The 18,237-nt window shown below is 64.7% G+C and carries 16 protein-coding genes; 6 read left to right on the top strand and 10 right to left on the bottom strand.

Going from position 1 to position 18,237, the window contains the following annotated elements:
* The first annotated feature begins 4 nt into the window (after positions 1 to 4).
* A complete protein-coding gene (locus B0E49_RS09410; RefSeq protein ID WP_077561943.1) occupies positions 5 to 529 on the top strand; it encodes a disulfide bond formation protein B in 525 nt (174 codons plus the stop codon).
* Here B0E49_RS09410 and B0E49_RS09405 read toward each other — a convergent pair.
* The 4 genes from B0E49_RS09405 to argA form a co-directional block, all read right to left on the bottom strand.
* Entirely contained in the window at positions 511 to 1,878 is a 1,368-nt protein-coding gene (locus B0E49_RS09405; RefSeq protein ID WP_077561942.1) for an erythromycin esterase family protein, read from the bottom strand. The genes B0E49_RS09410 and B0E49_RS09405 overlap by 19 nt on opposite strands.
* 21 nt (positions 1,879 to 1,899) lie before the next feature.
* Positions 1,900 to 2,568, bottom strand: a complete 669-nt coding sequence (locus B0E49_RS09400; RefSeq protein ID WP_077561941.1) for a phosphoribosyltransferase — start codon at positions 2,566 to 2,568, stop codon at positions 1,900 to 1,902.
* Positions 2,565 to 3,251, bottom strand: a complete 687-nt coding sequence (locus B0E49_RS09395; RefSeq protein WP_077561940.1) for a dienelactone hydrolase family protein — start codon at positions 3,249 to 3,251, stop codon at positions 2,565 to 2,567. The genes B0E49_RS09400 and B0E49_RS09395 overlap by 4 nt, the downstream gene beginning before the upstream one ends.
* A gap of 236 nt (positions 3,252 to 3,487) precedes the next feature.
* Positions 3,488 to 4,837, bottom strand: a complete 1,350-nt coding sequence (gene argA, locus B0E49_RS09390; RefSeq protein ID WP_077561939.1) for an amino-acid N-acetyltransferase — start codon at positions 4,835 to 4,837, stop codon at positions 3,488 to 3,490.
* A 66-nt stretch (positions 4,838 to 4,903) separates the two neighbouring features.
* Between argA and hrpA the strand changes: the two genes are divergently transcribed.
* The gene (hrpA, locus tag B0E49_RS09385; RefSeq protein ID WP_077561938.1) at positions 4,904 to 9,253 is read left to right on the top strand and encodes an ATP-dependent RNA helicase HrpA; all 4,350 of its coding nucleotides are present in this window, start codon (positions 4,904 to 4,906) and stop codon (positions 9,251 to 9,253) included.
* Here the strand turns inward: hrpA and B0E49_RS09380 are convergent, their stop codons facing one another.
* From B0E49_RS09380 to lptF, 6 genes are all read right to left on the bottom strand, one after another.
* On the bottom strand, positions 9,254 to 9,412 hold the full coding sequence (locus B0E49_RS09380; protein WP_077561937.1) for a DUF3309 family protein: 159 nt from the start codon (positions 9,410 to 9,412) through the stop codon (positions 9,254 to 9,256). It lies immediately after the preceding gene.
* Positions 9,413 to 9,501: 89 nt separating this feature from the next.
* Positions 9,502 to 10,677, bottom strand: coding sequence for a pyridoxal phosphate-dependent aminotransferase (locus B0E49_RS09375; protein WP_077561936.1), 1,176 nt, complete (start codon positions 10,675 to 10,677; stop codon positions 9,502 to 9,504).
* A gap of 126 nt (positions 10,678 to 10,803) precedes the next feature.
* Positions 10,804 to 11,757, bottom strand: a complete 954-nt coding sequence (locus B0E49_RS09370) for a CysB family HTH-type transcriptional regulator (RefSeq protein ID WP_077561935.1) — start codon at positions 11,755 to 11,757, stop codon at positions 10,804 to 10,806.
* 54 nt (positions 11,758 to 11,811) lie between these two features.
* Complete coding sequence (locus tag B0E49_RS09365) at positions 11,812 to 12,177, bottom strand: sirohydrochlorin chelatase (RefSeq protein WP_077561934.1); 366 nt, start codon at positions 12,175 to 12,177, stop codon at positions 11,812 to 11,814.
* A gap of 2 nt (positions 12,178 to 12,179) precedes the next feature.
* A complete protein-coding gene (lptG, locus tag B0E49_RS09360) occupies positions 12,180 to 13,301 on the bottom strand; it encodes an LPS export ABC transporter permease LptG (protein WP_077561933.1) in 1,122 nt (373 codons plus the stop codon).
* The gene (gene lptF / locus B0E49_RS09355; protein ID WP_077562035.1) at positions 13,298 to 14,419 is read right to left on the bottom strand and encodes an LPS export ABC transporter permease LptF; all 1,122 of its coding nucleotides are present in this window, start codon (positions 14,417 to 14,419) and stop codon (positions 13,298 to 13,300) included. The genes lptG and lptF overlap by 4 nt, the downstream gene beginning before the upstream one ends.
* A 23-nt stretch (positions 14,420 to 14,442) precedes the next feature.
* Between lptF and B0E49_RS09350 the strand changes: the two genes are divergently transcribed.
* The 4 genes from B0E49_RS09350 (at position 14,443) to B0E49_RS09335 (ending at position 18,045) form a co-directional block, all read left to right on the top strand.
* Positions 14,443 to 15,954: a leucyl aminopeptidase gene (locus tag B0E49_RS09350; protein WP_077561932.1), complete on the top strand. Its 1,512-nt coding sequence runs from the start codon at positions 14,443 to 14,445 to the stop codon at positions 15,952 to 15,954.
* Positions 15,955 to 15,961: 7 nt separating this feature from the next.
* Positions 15,962 to 16,396: a DNA polymerase III subunit chi gene (locus B0E49_RS09345; protein WP_077561931.1), complete on the top strand. Its 435-nt coding sequence runs from the start codon at positions 15,962 to 15,964 to the stop codon at positions 16,394 to 16,396.
* Positions 16,396 to 16,746, top strand: a complete 351-nt coding sequence (locus tag B0E49_RS09340; RefSeq protein ID WP_077561930.1) for a hypothetical protein — start codon at positions 16,396 to 16,398, stop codon at positions 16,744 to 16,746. Before B0E49_RS09345 ends, B0E49_RS09340 begins: the two co-directional genes overlap by 1 nt.
* Positions 16,747 to 16,911: 165 nt before the next feature.
* Complete coding sequence (locus B0E49_RS09335) at positions 16,912 to 18,045, top strand: branched-chain amino acid ABC transporter substrate-binding protein (RefSeq protein ID WP_077561929.1); 1,134 nt, start codon at positions 16,912 to 16,914, stop codon at positions 18,043 to 18,045.
* Positions 18,046 to 18,237: the final 192 nt, after the last annotated feature.

Genomic DNA, 18,237 nt, shown 5'->3' with positions numbered 1-18,237 from the left:
ATCGATGTTGTTGAACTGGTTTGATGCGGCACCGCGCCGCGTATTGGCAGCGGTCTGCCTGATTTCGGTCGCGCTGCTGGCTTTTGGCCTGTACCTGCAGCATGTGGTCGGGCTGGACCCGTGCCCGATGTGCATCGTGCAGCGCTATGCTCTTGTTTTGATAGCGATCATCGCAGGTGTGACCTCGGCTTCAGGCCGAAAAGGCTTGCAAATCTCGGGTGCCGTGCTGCTCCTCTTGAGCGCCGGCTTTGGCGCCTTCGTGGCAGCGCGCCAGAGCTGGCTGCAGTGGTATCCGCCCGAAGTCGTCTCCTGCGGGCGCGACTTCTACGGCATGATCGAAACCTTCCCGCTCAAGCGCGCCCTGCCCATGATTTTCAAGGGCGGCGGCGACTGCACCAAGGTGGACTGGACCTTCCTGGGCGGCTCGATCGCCAACTGGTCGTTCCTGTGTTTTTGCGCCGTGGTCCTGGTCAGCCTGCTGCTGATTGCGCGGACGGCGCGGCGGCCTGACTACAAGCCTGAAGGATAGGTTTCCGGCGCCTCGCCCCGATCCCATTCCACGTTCATCTCCAGCGGCTCGAGCGCGTGCGTTTCGTCCAGATGGATGATGGCGTCGAACTGGGCTGGCAGCCGCGTGTGGAAGTAGTGGCTCTGGCGTTCGGTCTGCGGGTGGTAGATCACCCCGATGGCCCGCTGCAGCCGGGGCGCGGCCAGCAACTGGCGCAGCGGCGGGTTGCCGCGCAGCGGGAGCCAGAAGCGCGTCTGCCCGCACTGGTGGAACAACGCCTCGAAGCTGCCCGGCAAGCCGTGACGCACCCGTTTCCTGTGCGGCGGCGCGTCCCATTCGGAAGCCGCCGTCACGCTGCCGTGGTGGGTGCTGAAGCCGACCAGCGTGGCCTCGTCGCCATAGCGGTCGCGCACCAGCTGGCCCACATTCCATTCGCCCCTCTCGCCCATCTCGGTGGCGCCGGCATCGCCCAGGTGCGAGTTGTGGGCCCAGACGGCCAGGCGCGGCGGCGCAGCGCCGCGCACAGTGAGATGGCGGTCCAGCGCCTGCAGCGTCTCCACCATGTGGCTGTCACGCAGGTTCCATGACGAGATGCGGCCGTGGAACATGGAGCGGTAGTACTCCTCGGCATTGCGCACCAGGCGCGCATTCTGCTGGGCGAAGAAGGCCTCGTCACGCTCCAGGCCCGGCGTCGCCGGGAACTTGGCCGCGCGCTGGTTCATGTCGCGCAGCTGCTGCACGACCTCGTCCTCGCAGATCGGCTGCAGGCCGAAGCTGGCGGCGTAGCCATAAGCCTGGCTGTCTTCGTGTGCATGGTCGAAGCACGCATAGCGCGCACGGGCCCGGGCCGCAGCTTGCGGGTCGACCCGGTCCAGGTAAGCCAGCACTGCCTGTATCGAGGTAAAAAGGCTGTACAGGTCGATGCCGTAAAAGCCGACCCGGCGGGAAGAGGGCAGGCCGCGGTTGTGCTCGCGCAGCCATTCCACGAAGTCACGCACCACGGTGTTGCGCCACATCCAGGTGGGAAAACGCCTGAAGCCGGACAGCGCGGCATCCGCATCCACGTCTTCGCCCAATCCGCGCACGTAGCGGTTGACGCGCCAGGCGTCGGGCCAGTCCGCCTCGACGGCCACTGCGGTAAAGCCCTTTTCGACGATCAGGCGCCGGGTGATGGCGGCGCGATCGGCATAGAACTCCTGCGTGCCGTGCGAGGCCTCACCGAGCAGGGCGAAGCGGCTCGCGCCGATCAGTTCCAGCAAGCCGTCGTATTCGCCGTCGCTGCCGTCCAGCAGACCGAGGTGGGGGAGCAGGCCCGCCAGGAGCGGGTCGGTGTGCTGCGCATGCGCGGGGGGGTGATGTGTTGTTGCCATGGCCGCGACTCCTGTGTCGTCTTACCGCGCATCCTGCGCATGCTCGCGCCGCGCTTGCTCAAGCAGCGTGCGCACCTCGTCGTCGCTTGCCTGCGGGAAGTCTTCGTACCACAGGCCCACGGCGCGAAATGGCTCGGGCATGGCGGCGCACACGATCTCATCGGCCTGGTCCTGCAGGGCCCCGCAGGTATCCCGCGCGCCGACCGGCACCGCCACCGCCACGTGGGCCGGATGCTGCTGGCGGATGGCCAGCAGGGCCGCCCGCATGGTGGAGCCGGTGGCCAGGCCGTCGTCGACCACGATGACCGTGCGCCCGCGCAGCGGCACGCCGGGCCGCTGGCTGCGGTAGAGCTGTTCCCTGCGCACCAGTTCGGCCTGTTCGCGCTCGATCACCGCCGCCAGCGCCTGCGGCGAGACATTGCCGCCCGGCAGCGGGTTCATGACGCGCACGCCGCCGCTGGCGATGGCGCCCATGGCGTATTCCTCATGCCCGGGATAGCCGAGCTTGCGCACCACGAAGACGTCCAGCGGCGCCTTCAATGCGCGCGCCACTTCAAACCCCACGGCCACTCCGCCGCGCGGCAGGGCCAGCACCAGCAGGCCCGGCCGGCCCCGATAGTGCTCCAGCTTCTCGGCCAGCACGCGGCCGGCCTGTTGGCGGTCGTGATAGGGCAGGTGGTCGGCTGTCATGATGCGTGCGCCGTCACGGTGAGGTGCGCCGCGAACCACGCGGCGGCCAGCGCCGCGGCCTGCTCCAGCGTGCCGGGCTCCTCGAACAGGTGGCTGGCGCCGGGCACGATGGCCAGCTGTTTCTCGCAGCGCAGCAGCGCGTGGGCCTGCTCGTTGAGTTCGATGACGCCATGGTCGGCGCCACCGACAATCAGCAGGGTGGGCGCGGTGACGGCGGCGAGCGCCGCCGGGCCGGCCAGATCCGGACGCCCGCCGCGCGACACCACCGCCTGGACCCCTGCGCCCAGCCGTGCGGCGGCAATCAAGGCGGCGGCGCTGCCGGTGCTGGCGCCAAAGTAGCCGATGCCCGCGTACCGCAGGCCCGGCTGCGTGAGCACCCAGGCCGTGGCATCCTGCATCCGCTGTGTCAGCAGCGGAATGTCGAAGCGGTGCTCGCGTGTGTGGATGTCCACCTGCTCTTCCTGCGCCGTGAGCAGGTCGAACAGCAAGGTGGCGATGCCGCGCAGCTGCAGTTGCCGGGCGACATAGCGGTTGCGGGCGCTGTGCCGACCGCTGCCGCTGCCATGGGCGAACAGCACCAGTCCGTCGAATGCCGGCGGCTGGGCCAGGTCGCCCTGCAGCCACACCCTGCCCGAGGGAATTCGCACCTCACGGCTCGAAATCGCGGATGTCGTGTTGTCCATCGTCTTCTCAGGGCCGGCGGGGCCCTGCCTCGAAAATCAGGTACCGCGCAATGCGGACCATGGCAGATCATTTCCCGTTTTGCGCAAAAAGTCCAACATGGCCATGAGGCCGATTCTTGACGAAAGATCTGGCTGCAGCCCGCATGGGGCCGCAACATGTTGCTATGAAAGAAGTAGTAAGCGCCGCTTGGGAACGAGTAGGGCGCTTGATCTGGATCAACTGCCGGATGCGTTCCTCAGCCGAGCTTCTTCACCAGCACCTGGCTCTTGCGGTCCCAGTTGTATTTGCGCTTGCGCGCCTCGGGCAGCCAGTCGGGATCGACCACCTCAAAACCGCGCTTGAGAAACCAGTGCATGGTGCGGGTGGTCAGCACAAAAATGCTTTGCAGGCCGGCGGCGCGCGCGCGTTGCTCGATGCGCTTCAAGACTTTTTCGCCATCGCCCTGGCCCTGGCTTTGCGGCGACACGGTGAGAGCCGCCATCTCCCCCGTCCTGGCCTCGGGATAGGGATAAAGCGCGGCGCAGGCGAAGATCACGCCGTCGTGCTCCAGCACGGTGTAGAGGCTGGCATCGCGCTCGATTTCGGTGCGGCTGCGCTTGACCAGGGTGCCATCGTTCTCGAACGGCTCGATCAGCTGCGCGATGCCGCCCACGTCGTCGGCGCTGGCCTCGCGCAGGCTCTCCAGCTTCTCGTCGATCACCATGGTGCCAATGCCGTCGTGCACATAGACTTCCAGCAGCAGCGAGCCGTCCACCGCAAACGGCAGGATATGGCTGCGCTCCACGCCACCCTTGCAGGCTTTCACGCAGTGCTGCAGGTAGAACGCGGTGTCGGTCGGATGCTGGCCGGGAGGCGACTGGGCCAGCAACTGCTCGGCGGCGGCCAGCGGCAGTTCGGTGTCGATGGGATTGTCTTCGCTCTCGGGCTCGCCCGGCTTGACGCGAATGCCGGGGACTTCGGTCACGAAGATCAGCTTGTCGGCCTGCAGCGCGATCGCCACCGAGGTGGTAACTTCTTCCATGGTCAGGTTGAAGGCCTCGCCCGTGGGCGAAAAACCGAATGGCGAGATCAGCACCATGGCACCGAAATCGAGCGTGCGCGTGATGCCCGCCACGTCCACCTTGCGCACCACGCCTGAATGCTGGAAGTCCACGCCGTCCACGATGCCCACGGGACGCGCCGTGATGAAGTTGCCCGAAATCATGCGCACGGTGGAGCCCGCCATCGGCGTGTTGGGCAGGCCCTGGCTGAAGGCGGCCTCGATTTCGTAGCGCAACTGGCCGGCGGCTTCCTGGGCGCAGTCGAGCGCGACCTCGTCGGTGATGCGGATGCCGTGCGAATACCTTGCAGCGTGTCCCTTGGCCTTGAGCTGCTCGGTGACCTGCGGGCGAAAGCCATGTACCAGCACCAGCTTGACGCCCAGGCTGCGAATCAGCGCCAGATCCTGCGCCAGGTTTTGCAGCTTGCCCGCCGCAATGGCTTCGCCGCAGATGCCCACGACAAAGGTCTTGCCCCGGTGCATGTGGATGTAAGGCGCCACCGAGCGGAACCAGGGAACGAAGGTGAAGTTGAAGACGGTAGACATTCGCGGCAGGCAATCAGGAAAGGGCGGGGCAGGGGCGGCGGCAGGCAGGTCGGGCGGGGATAATCCATGATTCTCTACGAAGTTGCCGCCTTGCCAGTCCAGTCCTCCCCATCTTTGCTCAAAATCGAGTTCCCCGAAGCGCTGCCGGTGTCCGCCAAACGCGAGGACATCATGGCCGCCATGGCCGCGCACCAGGTCATCATCGTCTGCGGCGAAACCGGCTCCGGCAAAACCACCCAGCTGCCCAAGATCGCGCTGGCGATGGGGCGCGGCAAGCTGAATGATCCACAGCGCGGCAAACTGATCGGCCACACCCAGCCGCGCCGTATCGCCGCCAGCAGCGTTGCCAAGCGCATTGCCGAGGAACTCAAAACGCCGCTGGGCGAGGTGGTGGGCTTCAAGGTGCGGTTCCAGGACCGCGTAGGCCGCGATGCCTCGGTCAAGCTGATGACCGACGGCATTTTGCTGGCCGAAACGCAGACCGATCCGCTGCTCAAGGCCTACGACACCCTGATCATCGACGAGGCGCACGAGCGCAGCCTGAACATCGACTTTCTGCTCGGTTACCTGCGCGAAATCCTGCCGCGCCGGCCCGATCTGAAGGTGGTGGTGACGTCGGCCACGATCGACGCCCAGCGCTTTGCGGATCACTTTGCTTCGAGCCGCCCGGCGCCGGGCCGTCCCAAGCCGGGCGTGGCCCCCTCGGGGGGCAGCGACGACGCGCAGCGCGGAGCGTGGGGGCAGGAGTTGATTCCGGCGCCGGTCATCATGGTGTCGGGGCGCATGTTCCCGGTCGAGCAGCGCTGGCGGCCGTTCGAGGAATCGCGCGACTACGGCTTGAACGAGGCGATTGCCGACGCCGTGGACGAACTGTGGAGCGGCCGTCCGGCGCCGGGCCGCCCCAGGACGGACACGGCCCCTGGCCCAAGCAAAGCGCAGGGCGCCGCTGCGCTTGGGGGCAGCGACGACGCGCAGCGCGAAGCGTGGGGGCCAAGTCGCGGCGCCGGTGACATCCTGGTGTTTCTGCCCGGCGAGCGCGAAATTCGCGAGGCCGCGGACCATCTACGCAAGCACTTGAGCCATCAGCCCGTGTTTCGCGATGCCGAGGTGCTGCCGCTGTTTGCGCGCCTGTCCCAGGCCGAGCAGGACCGGATTTTTGACCGCCACAGTGGCCGGCGCATCGTGCTTGCGACCAATGTGGCCGAGACCTCGCTCACGGTGCCCGGCATCAATTACGTCATAGACGCTGGAACGGCGCGCGTGAAGCGCTACAGTTTCAGGAGCAAGGTGGAACAGTTGCTGGTCGAGCCGATCAGCCAGGCGGCCGCGAACCAGCGCGCCGGGCGCTGCGGCCGCGTGGCCAACGGCATCTGCATCCGCCTGTACGACCAGCAGGACTTTGACGGCCGCCCCCGGTTCACCGACCCCGAGATTCTGCGCAGCTCGCTGGCCGGCGTGATCCTGCGCATGAAGTCGCTGCATCTGGGCGTGGTGGAGGACTTCCCGTTTATCGAACGCCCGCAGGGCCGCGCCATTGCCGATGGCTACCAGCTGCTGGCCGAGCTGGGCGCGGTGGACGACGCCAATGAGCTCACCGCCATTGGCCAGGAGCTGGCCCGGCTGCCGCTGGACCCGCGCGTGGGGCGCATGATCCTGGAGGCGCGTTCGCGCCAGGCGCTCGACGAGGTGATGGTGATTGCCTCGGCGCTGTCGGTGCAGGATGTGCGCGACCGGCCCATGGAGGCGCAGGCCGCGGCCGATCAGGCGCACGCGAAGTTCGATGATGACAAGAGCGAGTTCAGCGGCTACCTCAAGCTCTGGAAATGGCTGGAAAGCGCCCGCGGCGGTCCGCCGCCCGTGCGGCATTCCAGCGCGGCGCTGCCTCCCCCTCGTCATCCCCGCGCAGGCGGGGATCCATCCCCGCAAGCCGCTATGCGTGGACAAGCGGCAGGCGATCGTGCAACCGTGGATTCCCGCCTGCGCGGGAATGACAAGGTCTGCGGGAATGCCGGCGTTCGAGGGGAGGCCAGCGTTCGAGGGAATGCCGGCCCCCGTAATGACAGTGCACCAGCGCACCGCCTGTCAAATCGCCAGTACGAACAACTGTTGCGGCAAAACTTCATCAACATACGCCGCGTGCGCGAGTGGCGCGACATCTACAGCCAGCTGCACACCGTCGTGGCTGAACACAAGTGGCAACTCAACACGCAGCCCGCCAGCTACGAGCAACTGCATTTGTCGATGCTGGCCGGGCTGCTCGGCAACGTCGGCTGCAAGCTCGAAGACGAAGAGGTGTACCTGGGTGCGCGCGGCATCAAGTTCTACCGCCACCCCGGCGCGCACCTGGGCAAGAAACCGGGCCGCTGGATCGTGGCCGCCGAACTGGTGGAAACCACGCGTCTGTTTGGCCGCGGCATCGCCAACATCGAGCCACCGTGGATCGAGCAGGTGGCCGGCCATCTGCTGAAAAAACAGATGCTCGACCCGCACTGGGAAAAGAAGGCTGCGCAGGTCACGGCGCTGGAGCGTGCCACGCTCTATGGGCTGGCCGTGTACAACGGGCGGCGCGTCAACTTTGGCCGGATCGACCCGGTGGCTGCGCGCGAGATCTTCATTCGCGAAGCGCTGGTGGCGGGTAACTGGGACACCAGGCTGCCGTTTCTCGCGGCCAACCTCAAGCTGATCAGCCAGGTGCAGGACCTCGAGCACAAGGCGCGCCGCCAGGACGTGCTGGTGGACGAGGAACTGATCTACGCCTTTTACGACCAGCAGCTGCCGGCCGATATCTGCAGCGGCGCCGGCTGCGAGAGCTGGTACAAGGACGAGGTCAGGCGGCAGCCCCAACTGTTGCTGCTGACCCGCGAGGAACTGATGCGCCACGAGGCCGCCGGCATCACCACACAGGCCTTTCCCAAGACCCTGCGCCTCGGCGGCGTGGACTGCATGGCGACCTACCTGCACGAGCCCGGCGATGCCCGGGACGGCGTGACCGTGGACGTGCCGCTGTTCGCGCTGAACCAGGTGAACGAGGAGCGCTGCGAGTGGCTGGTGCCCGGCATGCTGCGGGACAAGGTGCAGGCGCTCATCAAGACGCTGCACCAGCGAGCGCGCTCGCGCCTGGTGCCGCTGCCAGAGACCGCGACGCGCATGGCCGAGGCGTTGAACCAGCCGCAGGTGTTTGGCGGCGGCTCGCTGGTGGACGCGGTGCTCAAGCTGGTGCGCGATGCGACCTCGCTGGACATCAAGCGCGCCGACATGAAGCTCGACATGCTGCCGCCCCATTTGTTCATGAACTTTCGCGTGCTGGACGAGCACGGCCGGCAGCTGGGCACCGGCCGCAACCTGGGCGCGCTCAAGGGCGAGTTGGGGTCGCAGGCGCGCGGCGCGTTCCAGGCGCTGGCTGGCCTCAGAAGCCGGGTTGTGCCGGCTGCATCGGGCGCCGGGGAAAGCGCCGGCTCGCTCACGGATTCAGCATCAAATAGGCCTCCAGCCCAGGCGGGTCGTGCACAATCAGCTCCCGAAAAGATAGCGCCCAAGACCGTTGAACGTTACACCCGTTGGAGCTTCGGCGAGTTGCCCGAGCTGATGGAAATCCGCAAGGGATCGCAAACGCTGATTGGTTTTCCGGCGCTGATCGACCTGGGCGATGCGGTCACGATCGAGGTGTTTGACGAGCCCGATGTGGCCGCCGCCAAACACCGTGCCGGCTTGCGGCGGCTGTTCTCGCTGCAGATCCGCGACGCGCTCAAATACCTTGAAAAGAACCTGCCCGACCTGCAAAAAATGGCGACGCAGTTCATGCTGGTGGGCCGCGCCGCTGACAACTCGGGCGGCGGCACGCTGGAAGAGCTGCGCCAGCAAATCATCGAGGTGGCGCTGGACCGCGCCTTCCTGCTGGAGCCGCTGCCGACGCACGAGGCCGAGTTCACCAAGCGGGTGGAGGACGGCCGCGGGCGCCTGACGCTGATTGCCAATGAGGTGGCGCGGCTGGCCGGCGGCATCCTGACTGAGTTCGCGGTGGCGCAGCGCAAGATCAAGGACACGAAAAATGCGACGGAGGCCGCGCTGGACGCCGCGCAGCAGTTGCAGCGACTGATGCCCAAACGCTTCCTGGCCGCCACGCCCTACGGGCAGCTGCAGCACTTTGCACGCTACCTCAAGGCCATCACCCTGCGGCTGGAGAAGTGGCGCGCCGACCCGGCCCGCGATGCAGCCCGTTTAGCCGAATTGCGCCCGCAGGAACAGCGCTACTGGCGCCTGGTGGCCGAGCGCAAGGGGGCGGTGGACGCGCGCATGCAGGAGTTTCGCTGGCTGCTGGAAGAGCTGCGCGTGAGCTTCTTTGCCCAGGAGTTGCGCACACCGCAGCCGGTGAGCATCAAGCGACTGGAAAAGCTGTGGATTCAGCTCAACAGCTGACTAGATGCGTCCCATCAGCAGCAGTACCACGACCACGAGTACAACAAGGCCAAGACCGCCGCTCGGGCCGTAGCCCCAATTCCGGCTGTGGCCCCAGGTCGGCAGGGCGCCCACCAGAATAAGAACGAGAATAATCAGGACGATGAGAGATAGAGACATGAAAGCACCCTTTGTTATGTGCTTTCATTCTTGCCCGCAGCGCAATGAAATCAAGCAGGACGGGAGCGCGTTCAGCCGTCAGGCGGCGCCTACAGTTTCGCGAGACGCTCCAGAGCCAGATTCAGCGTCTCATCCTTCTTGGCAAAGCAAAAGCGCACCACGCCCTGGTCGAACCCGTCGCCGTAGAAGGCAGACAGCGGAATGGCCGCCACGCCAATCTCGGTGGTCAGCCACTTGCAGAATTCGGCTTCGTTCAGGTCGCTCACGGCCGAGATGTCGACGCACTGGAAGTAGCTGCCCTCGCTGGGCAGCAGCTTGAACCTGGTGCGCGCCAAGCCTTCGCGGAACAGGTCGCGTTTGCGCTGATAGAACGCGGGTAGCTCCAGATAAGGCCTGGGGTCGGCCATGTAGGCCGCCAGCCCGTATTGCATCGGCGTGTTGACGGTAAACACGGTGAACTGGTGCACCTTGCGGAACTCTGCGGTGAGCGGCGCGGGCGCGGCCACGGTGCCCACCTTCCAGCCCGTCACATGGTAGGTTTTGCCGAAGCTGGAGATGATGAAGGCGCGTGCCGCCAGGCCAGGAAAGCGCGCCACGCTCTGGTGCTCGGCTGGCGCGTAGACCATGTGCTCGTACACCTCGTCGCTGATCAAGAGCACGTCGGTTGGCGCCAGGATCTCCTGCAACTTGAGCATGTCGTCCCGTGTCCAGACGGTCGCGCTCGGGTTGTGCGGCGAATTGATCAGGATGGCGCGGGTTTTGGCGTTGATGGCGGCGGCGATCCTGTCGAAGTCGGGGCGGAAGGTGCCGGGCGTCAGGGGCACGCGCACCACGGTGCCGCCGGCCAGTTCGATGTTGGGCACGTAGCTGTCGTAGCAGGGCTCCAGCACGATGACTTCATCGCCGGGGTGCACCACGGCCAGGATGGCGGTGATGATGGCCTGCGTGGCGCCGGCCGTGACGGTGATCTCGCTGGCCGCATCGTAGTCACGGCCGTTGTGCGGGCCATGCAGGGCCCTGATTTTTGCGGCGACCGCCTCGCGAAGCAGCGGCACGCCCGGCATCGGCGGGTACTGGTTCAGGCCGCGCGCCATGGCGTCGGTGACGGCCTGTACCAGCCTGGGGTCGCAATCGAAATCCGGAAAACCCTGCCCGAGGTTGACCGCGCCTCTAGCCGCGGCCAGGCCCGACATGACGGTGAAGATGGTGGTGCCAACGGTGGGCAATTTGGTCTGAACGAGCGGAGTGCGTACGGTCGTGCTCATGGGTAAATGCAGCAGGCAATGAAAGAGGGCGGGGTTGTTTACAGGGCTACCGCAGAACCGGCTTTGCCGGGCTGCTGGTAGCGCCCCCTTGAGGGGGAGGCGGCCGCAGGCCGCTTCGGGGGGGAGTTAAAGCTCATAATCATTCACATGGCCGGTCATGGCCCTGACAATAAGGTTGCGATCGAGCCGGTCGCTCAGCAGCTCGGCAAACTTGAAAACGAAATCGCGCAGATAGGCGCTGCGCTTGAAGGCGACGCGCGCCACATTCTGCCCAAACAGCTGCCCGGCGGGGCGCACGACCAGATCGGCGTCGGCGCCGCTGCTGGAGACGTCGCGCACCGCCATTTCGGCCACGATGCCGATGCCCAGACCGAGCCGCACATAGGTCTTGATCACGTCGGAGTCGATCGCCTCGAGCGCAATGCGTGGCTGCAATTTACGCTGGGCAAAGGCGTGATCGATCTTGGTGCGTCCGGTGAAGGAGGGGTGGTAAGTGATGATCGGTTCTTGCGCGATGTCTTCGAGCGTAAGGCGCTCCTTTTTGGCCAGCGCATGGCCGGCGGGCAGGACCACGACGTGCTGCCATTCGTAGCAGGGCAGGGTGATCAGGTCGGGGTAGTCCGCCAGCGACTCGGTGGCGACGCCGATCTCGGCCACTTCATCGATCAGCATCCTGGCCACCTCGGCGGGTGTGCCCTGGTGCAGGCTGATGTTGACCTTGGGATAGACCTCGCGCAGCTTGGCCACCGGCACCGGCAGCACATAGCGGGCCTGCGTGTGGGTGGTGGCAATGCTGAGCGTGCCGCTGTCTTCGGCGCTGAACTGCTCGCCGATGCGCTTGAGGTTGCCCACCTCACGCATGATGACCTCGATGCTCCTGAGCACATGCTGGCCCGGCTCGGTGATGCGTTTCAGGCGCTTGCCATGGCGCGCAAAGATCTCAATGCCAAGTTCTTCCTCCAACTCGATGATGGCCTTGGATACGCCGGGCTGCGAGGTATGAAGGGCCTTGGCCGCTTCAGTCAGGTTCAGGTTGCGGCGCGCGGCCTCCTGGACGAAGCGGAATTGATGTAGATTCATAACGAATTTCAACTAACAATGAAATTTATTATGCCGCAAAGATCTATCAAATCATCAGGAAAGTGCGATTTGGGCCATTAATTCAATCATCCGGGCGTCCTCGCCGATGGCGGGCTGCAACGTCAGTCGAATTTGCGGATACCGGACTTTGAGTTCCGCGACCAGGCGCGGCAGGTCGTCGCGCACGTGCTGGCCGATCCCCAGAAACATCGGCACCACGCGGATCGAGTCGGCACCTCGCTCCAATAGTTGCGCCGTGGCGGTGGCCAGGTCGGGCTCGGTCAGCTCCAGATAGGCGCACGCCACCAGCACCTGTGCATCGTGCTCGCGCATGTGCGCCGCCACGCGCTCGATGGGCCGGCGCCACAGCGGATCGCGCGACCCATGCGCAAGCAGCACGATGCCTCTGACGGTGACCATGACTACCTTCGCAGCACCAGCCAGCCGAAGGCCCCCAGCGACAACACCGAGTAGATCAGTCCGGGTGCCGCGGCGGCAAGCCAGGGCCGCCAGTTCTGCAGGTTGCCGAAGTGGCCAAACAGGTTGTTCAGCAGGAAAAAGCTGATGCCGGTCATGACGCCGATGAAAACGTAGGTCGAGATGCCGCCGGCCCGAAAGTGCAGGTAGGCAAAGGGCAGCGCCAGCACCACCATGACCAGGCAACTCAGGGGGTAGAACACCTTTTTCCAGAACTCGATCTCGTAGCGCTGTGACGACTGCCCATTGGCCTCAAGGTGGCGCATGTACTGGAACAGGTCCACGGTGCGCATGCGCTCGGGCTGCAGCAACGCCACCGACACCATCTCGGACGTGATGGTGCTGGGCCAGCGCAGGGAGGGTGTAACACTGCGGGTTACGCTGTCCGGTTTTGCCGACATTCCCGCGTCCAGCTGGGTATTGAAGTCTGTCCTGGACACATCCGTCAGCAGCCAGGTGCCATCTTTGGCAAAACTGCCTTGCGCCGCCTGCACGACTGACAGGAGACGGCCCTGGGCGTCGAATTCCACGACGCGCACGCCGCGCATGCTGCCGTCGGGCAGCAGCGAGCGCACGTTGACCGAATAGGAGTCGTTGCCCTGCTTTTCTTTCAGCCAGGCACCCGTTTGCCCGACCGTGATTTGCCCAAGGTAGCGCGAGCGCAGCAACTGGCCCGCGCGGTCGGCTGCCGGTGCCACATAGTCGCCCACGGCAAACGTGAACAGCACAAACATCAGCCCGAGCCCCACCAGGATTTGCAGTGCGCGCCACGGACCCAGGCCGCTGGTGCGCAGGATCGTGAACTCGGAGCTTTGGGCCATGCGGGCCATGACGAAGATCGTGCCGATGAGCACGGTGATCGGCAGCAGATCGTACAGACGGCTGGGAGACTCCAGCAGCACCACGACCAGTGCGTATTTCAAGGGGTAGCCGCCAGCCACGCCCTGATTCACCGAGCGCAACTCGTCGACAAAGTCAAAAAAGAAAAACAGGGCCAAAAACCCCAGCGTGACAAACGCGACCGACGCCAGCACGTCGGCGTGGATCATGCGCCGCACCGTTCTCACGTCATGCTCCCCGCCGGCTTCGCGCCTCGGCGCTCGCGCCGGCGCAATGCGGCGCGCAAGGTCCAGTTGTTGTGGCGCTTGAGCAGCCACAGCCAGGCCAGCACAAAGGTGCCACCATGCGCGGCCAGCATCATGCCGCTGAAGCTTGTTTTGCCGTCGCCAATCCAGCTTTGCCCCAGGTTGAGCAGGTTGTAGTACGCGACAAAGGCAAAAAAAGCGAAAGCCAGGTTGCCATTGCGGCCCATGCGCGGATTCACGCTGGAGACGCCCAGCCCGATGAGCACAAAATTGACGGCGGCCAGAGCCAGCCCGAAACGAAAGGACAACTCCCCCAGGTAATCAGGAGTGGGTTTGCGCATGAGCGTGGCGGTGGACAGGGTCTTGGGCGGCGCTGCTTCCTGTACGCCCAAAACTTTCTCGCCGATGCGAATGCCGTACTCCTCGAACTCGCTCAGCGTGATGTCGGGCTTGGCGGTCTCGCTCTCCAGGCGCTGGCCGTGTTCAAGGATCAGGAAACGGTCATTGCCTATGTTCTCAATGCGCCCGCTGCGCGCCGATGTCACGATCTGCTTGTTGTTTTCGGTGTCGGATATGAAGATATTGCTGCCCGCCTTGCCGCTCCCCGTGTTCTTGTCGACGAAGAACACCCGCCGGCCGCCCGCAGACTCCTGAAATTGCCCTGGCACCACGCGGTCGAGGTCACCGCGCGTTTCATAGCGGTCGCGCATGTCCTGGATTTGCTGGTTGGCCCAGGGCCAGACAAACACGGCAAGCAGCGCAATGACAATCAAGATCGGCAACGCAAAACGAAGCAGGGGCGACAAAAACGACGCCAGCCCGCGCCCGCTGGCGAACCAGATCACCATTTCGCTGTCGCGGTACATGCGCGACAGCGTGCTCACGATGGCGATGAACAGGCTCAGCGTCAGGATGGTGGTCAGATGCCCCAGCACGGTGTAGCCCATGACCATCAGAACGTCCGCGGGATTGACGCTGCCGCGCGAGGCCTGGCCCAGCGTGCGGATCAGCATCATGGTGACCACCACGGTGGCCAGCACCACCAGCGTCGCGCCAAAACTGCGCGCCAGCTCTTTGCGGATCGAGGAATGGAATAACATCGGTTGGAACGAAAAGCGCAATTATGAACTTTGAACTTAAAACTCTCGATCTGACAGCGGCAGCCCTGGATAAATGTGATGCCTTGATCGTGCTGGTCACGCAAACATTCAAGCCCGGCAAGGACGCCTTGACCCAACTGGTGGGCGAAGCCCTCAAGGCCGGCGATTTCGAAACCAAGCCCGGCAAGCTGCTGCAACTCTATCGCTGCCCCGGTATGGCGGCGCCGAGGGCGGTTCTGGCGGGGACGGGCGACGGATCGGCCAGACAAGTTCGGCAGGCTGTTCAGGCCGCTGTGGGTGCCATCAAGGCGGGGCCGGTCCGGCGCGTGAGCATTTGCTTTGTTGGCGCCATAGCCGAGGTATCGGGCGCTGCCGTGCGCGCCGCGGTGCTGGCCGCGGCGGATGTCAGCTACGTGTACACCACCACCAAACCCAGTGCCGAGGGGCGGAAAATCGCGCGCGTGCTGCTGGGCGTGCCGGATGCTGCAGCCGTGAAGGCGGCGTTCGAGCACGCGGTGGCGGCGGTGGTGGGGGTCGAACTGACCAAGGAGTGGGCCAACCGGCCGGCCAACCATGCCACGCCGACCCTGCTGGCGGATGCCGCCAAGGCGCTGGGCAAACTGCCCAGGGTGACGTGCGAAGTGCTGGGTCCCAAGGAGGTGGCCAAGCTCGGCATGGGGGCGTTCATTGCCGTGGCCAAGGGGTCTGAGGAGCCGCTGCGCTTCATCGTCCTCAAGTACGAAGGCGCGGCCAAAGCGCAGGCGCCGGTGGTGCTGGTGGGCAAGGGCATTTCCTTCGACACCGGCGGCATTTCGATCAAGCCGGCGTCCGAGATGGACGAGATGAAGTTCGACATGTGTGGTGCGGCCAGCGTGCTGGGGGTGTTTCGCGCCCTGGCCGAACTCAAGCCCGCCCTCAACGTGGTGGGCCTGATTGCTGCGTGCGAAAACATGCCCGATGGCCGTGCCGTGAAACCGGGCGACGTGGTCACCAGCATGAGCGGGCAGACCATTGAAGTGCTCAACACCGACGCCGAAGGACGCCTGGTGCTGTGCGATGCGCTGACCTACGCCGAACGCTTCAAGCCCCGGGCCGTCATCGATATTGCCACGCTGACGGGCGCCTGCATCGTGGCGCTGGGCCATGTGCGCAGCGGCCTGTTTTCGTCCGACGAGGCGCTGGCGGGCGCGCTGCTGGCTGCCGGCGAGAGCGCCCTTGACCCGTGCTGGCGCCTGCCGCTGGACGACGAATACGCGGAGGGCCTGAAAACCAACTTTGCCGACGTCGCCAACGTGGCCGGACGCGCCGGCGGCGCCATCACGGCCGCCAAATTTCTGCAGCGTTTCTCTAACAAGTTCGCCTGGGCCCACCTGGACATCGCCGGCACCGCCTGGAAGGGCGGGGCCGTCAAGGGCGCGACGGCGCGGCCCGTGGGCCTGCTGCTGGCCTACCTGCTCGATCAAGCAGGAAAAGAGGCGGTAGTCCCCGTCAAACCTGCGCGATCAGCTCCTAAAAAAGTAGCGAAACCGGACTGATTGGCCGATGACCGAAGTTGCCTTCCACTTCAACACACCCGACAAGGTGGCCTACGCTTGCCGGCTTTTGCGCAAGGCGGTGAGCAGCGGCGCGAAGGTCGTGGTAACGGCCGGGGCCAATGATCTGCAGATGCTGGATATCGCGCTGTGGACTTTTGCGCCCCTCGAATTCGTGCCGCATTGCCGCGCCTTCGCCAACGCGGCGGTGCTGGCGGCATCGCCCGTGATGTTGACGGATGCGGTGTCTGCCGCGCCGCATCAGCAGGTTCTGGTCAACCTGGGAGAACAGGTGCCGGACGGGTTCGAGCGCTTCGAGCGCTTGATCGAAATCGTCGGCACGCAGGATGATGATCGCCTGCAGGCCCGCAGCCGCTGGAAGCACTACGCCGACCGCGGCTACGCCATCACCCGTCACGACCTTGCAGCCAGGAGCAGCAACTGATGCCCGGCGCCGCCCGAACCCCGCCGCGCTACGTCCCGACGCTGACCGAGATCGTGACCCCGGTCGAGGAGCCAGTGCCACAGTGGGCTGGGGACGCCATGGCGCTTTCAGACGAGGCGGCCGAACCCGAATCGTTCAGCTCCATGCAGGAACAGATGGTTCACCGGGTCATGCAGCGTGTGAACGTGTTGGTCGAACAGCGATTGCTCGAGGCCATCGCCGCGGTGGTGCAGCAGCACACCCAATCCCTGGAGCCGCTCCTTCGCGAAGAGATCGAGGAGGTGGTGCGGCAATCGGTGACCGAGGCAATCGCCGAGGAGCTGGCCATTGGCAACCCGGCCGGGGTGTGACAGTGTGCAATCGTTGTTGCGGCGACAGAACGGCAGGCACAGGGTAAACCCGTCATGACCATGGACCTAGCGTGTTCCCTCTGTTGCGGGCACCAAAATTGCGATATGTTCGCGGCCGTTGAGTTATAAATTCTCATCTCAACTTTTTTCAACTTGGAGTCTTTTATGCAAATGAAACTGAAATTGACCGTGGCCGCTGCCGTTGCAGCGATGGCGGGCCTGAGCTTCGCGCAGGATGTGCAAGTCGTGAAAATCGGCTCCGTCGCGCCGATGTCGGGCCCCCAGGCGCACTACGGCAAGGACAACGCGAACGGCGTGCTGATGGCGGTGGAAGACCTGAACAAGGAAAACCTGGTGATCGGCGGCAAGAAGATCAAGTTCGAAGCCCAGGTCGAAGACGACGCTGCCGATCCCAAGCAGGGTACCGCCGTGGCACAAAAACTGTGCGACAGCAAGGTTGCCGGCGTGGTGGGTCACCTGAACTCCGGCACGACCATCCCCGCGTCCAAAATCTACAGCGACTGCGGCATTCCGATGATCACCGGCGCCGCGACCAACCCCAGCTTGATGAAGCCGGGCTACAAGACCTCGTTCCGCATCATCGCCAATGACAACGCCCTGGGTGCCGGCCTGGCGTTCTACGCCGCCGATACGCTCAAGCTGAAGAAAGTGGCGATCATCGACGACCGCACGGCCTATGGCCAGGGTGTTGCCGATGTGTTCAAGAAGACGGCTCTGGCCAAGGGCATGCAGGTGGTGGACGAGCAGTACACGACCGACAAGGCCACCGACTTCATGGCCATCCTGACCTCCATCAAGTCCAAGTCGCCAGATGCCATCTTCTACGGTGGCATGGACGCCCAGGCTGGCGCGATGCTGCGTCAAATGGATCAGTTGGGCATGTCCAACGTCAAGTACTTCGGCGGCGACGGCATCTGCACCACGGAAATCATCAAGATTGCCGCGGGCGCGAAGAGCCTGGACGGTGTGGTCTGCGCCGAGGGCGGTGCATCAATTGCCAAGATGCCTGGCGGTGAGGCCTGGAAGAAGCGCTACGACGCCAAGTACCCCGGCCAATTCCAGATCTACAGCCCGTACACCTACGATGCCACGTTCGTGCTGGCCGACGCCATGAAGCGTGCCAACTCGACGGACCCCAAGGTCTACCTGCCGCAGATTCTGAAAACCAACTTCAAGGGCGTGACTACCACGATCCAGTTTGAACCCAATGGCGAGTTGAAGAACCCCGCCATCACGCTGTCCGTCTACAAAGATGGCAAGAAAGTGGCTTTGAACTAAGCGTTCAGGCATCCAGGAAGAAAGCCGTCGGAAGACGGCTTTCTTCTTTTCGGTGACCGTGAATCTCAGCAACCATCTTGAATGAAGACCTTAATTTGTCACTGCGATAGCGTTGTTCCAAGGCGACTTGGTGCGAGCGATGGCATTGAGGATGACCAGCAGCTTGTGCATGCAAGCCACCAGGGCGACCTT

Origin of the sequence: Polaromonas sp. C04 (assembly GCF_002002705.1) — a bacterium.
Taxonomy (GTDB): domain Bacteria; phylum Pseudomonadota; class Gammaproteobacteria; order Burkholderiales; family Burkholderiaceae_C; genus Rhodoferax_A.
The sequence above is the reverse complement of the archived record's forward strand: the minus strand, read 5'-3'. Positions and strand labels throughout refer to the sequence as shown.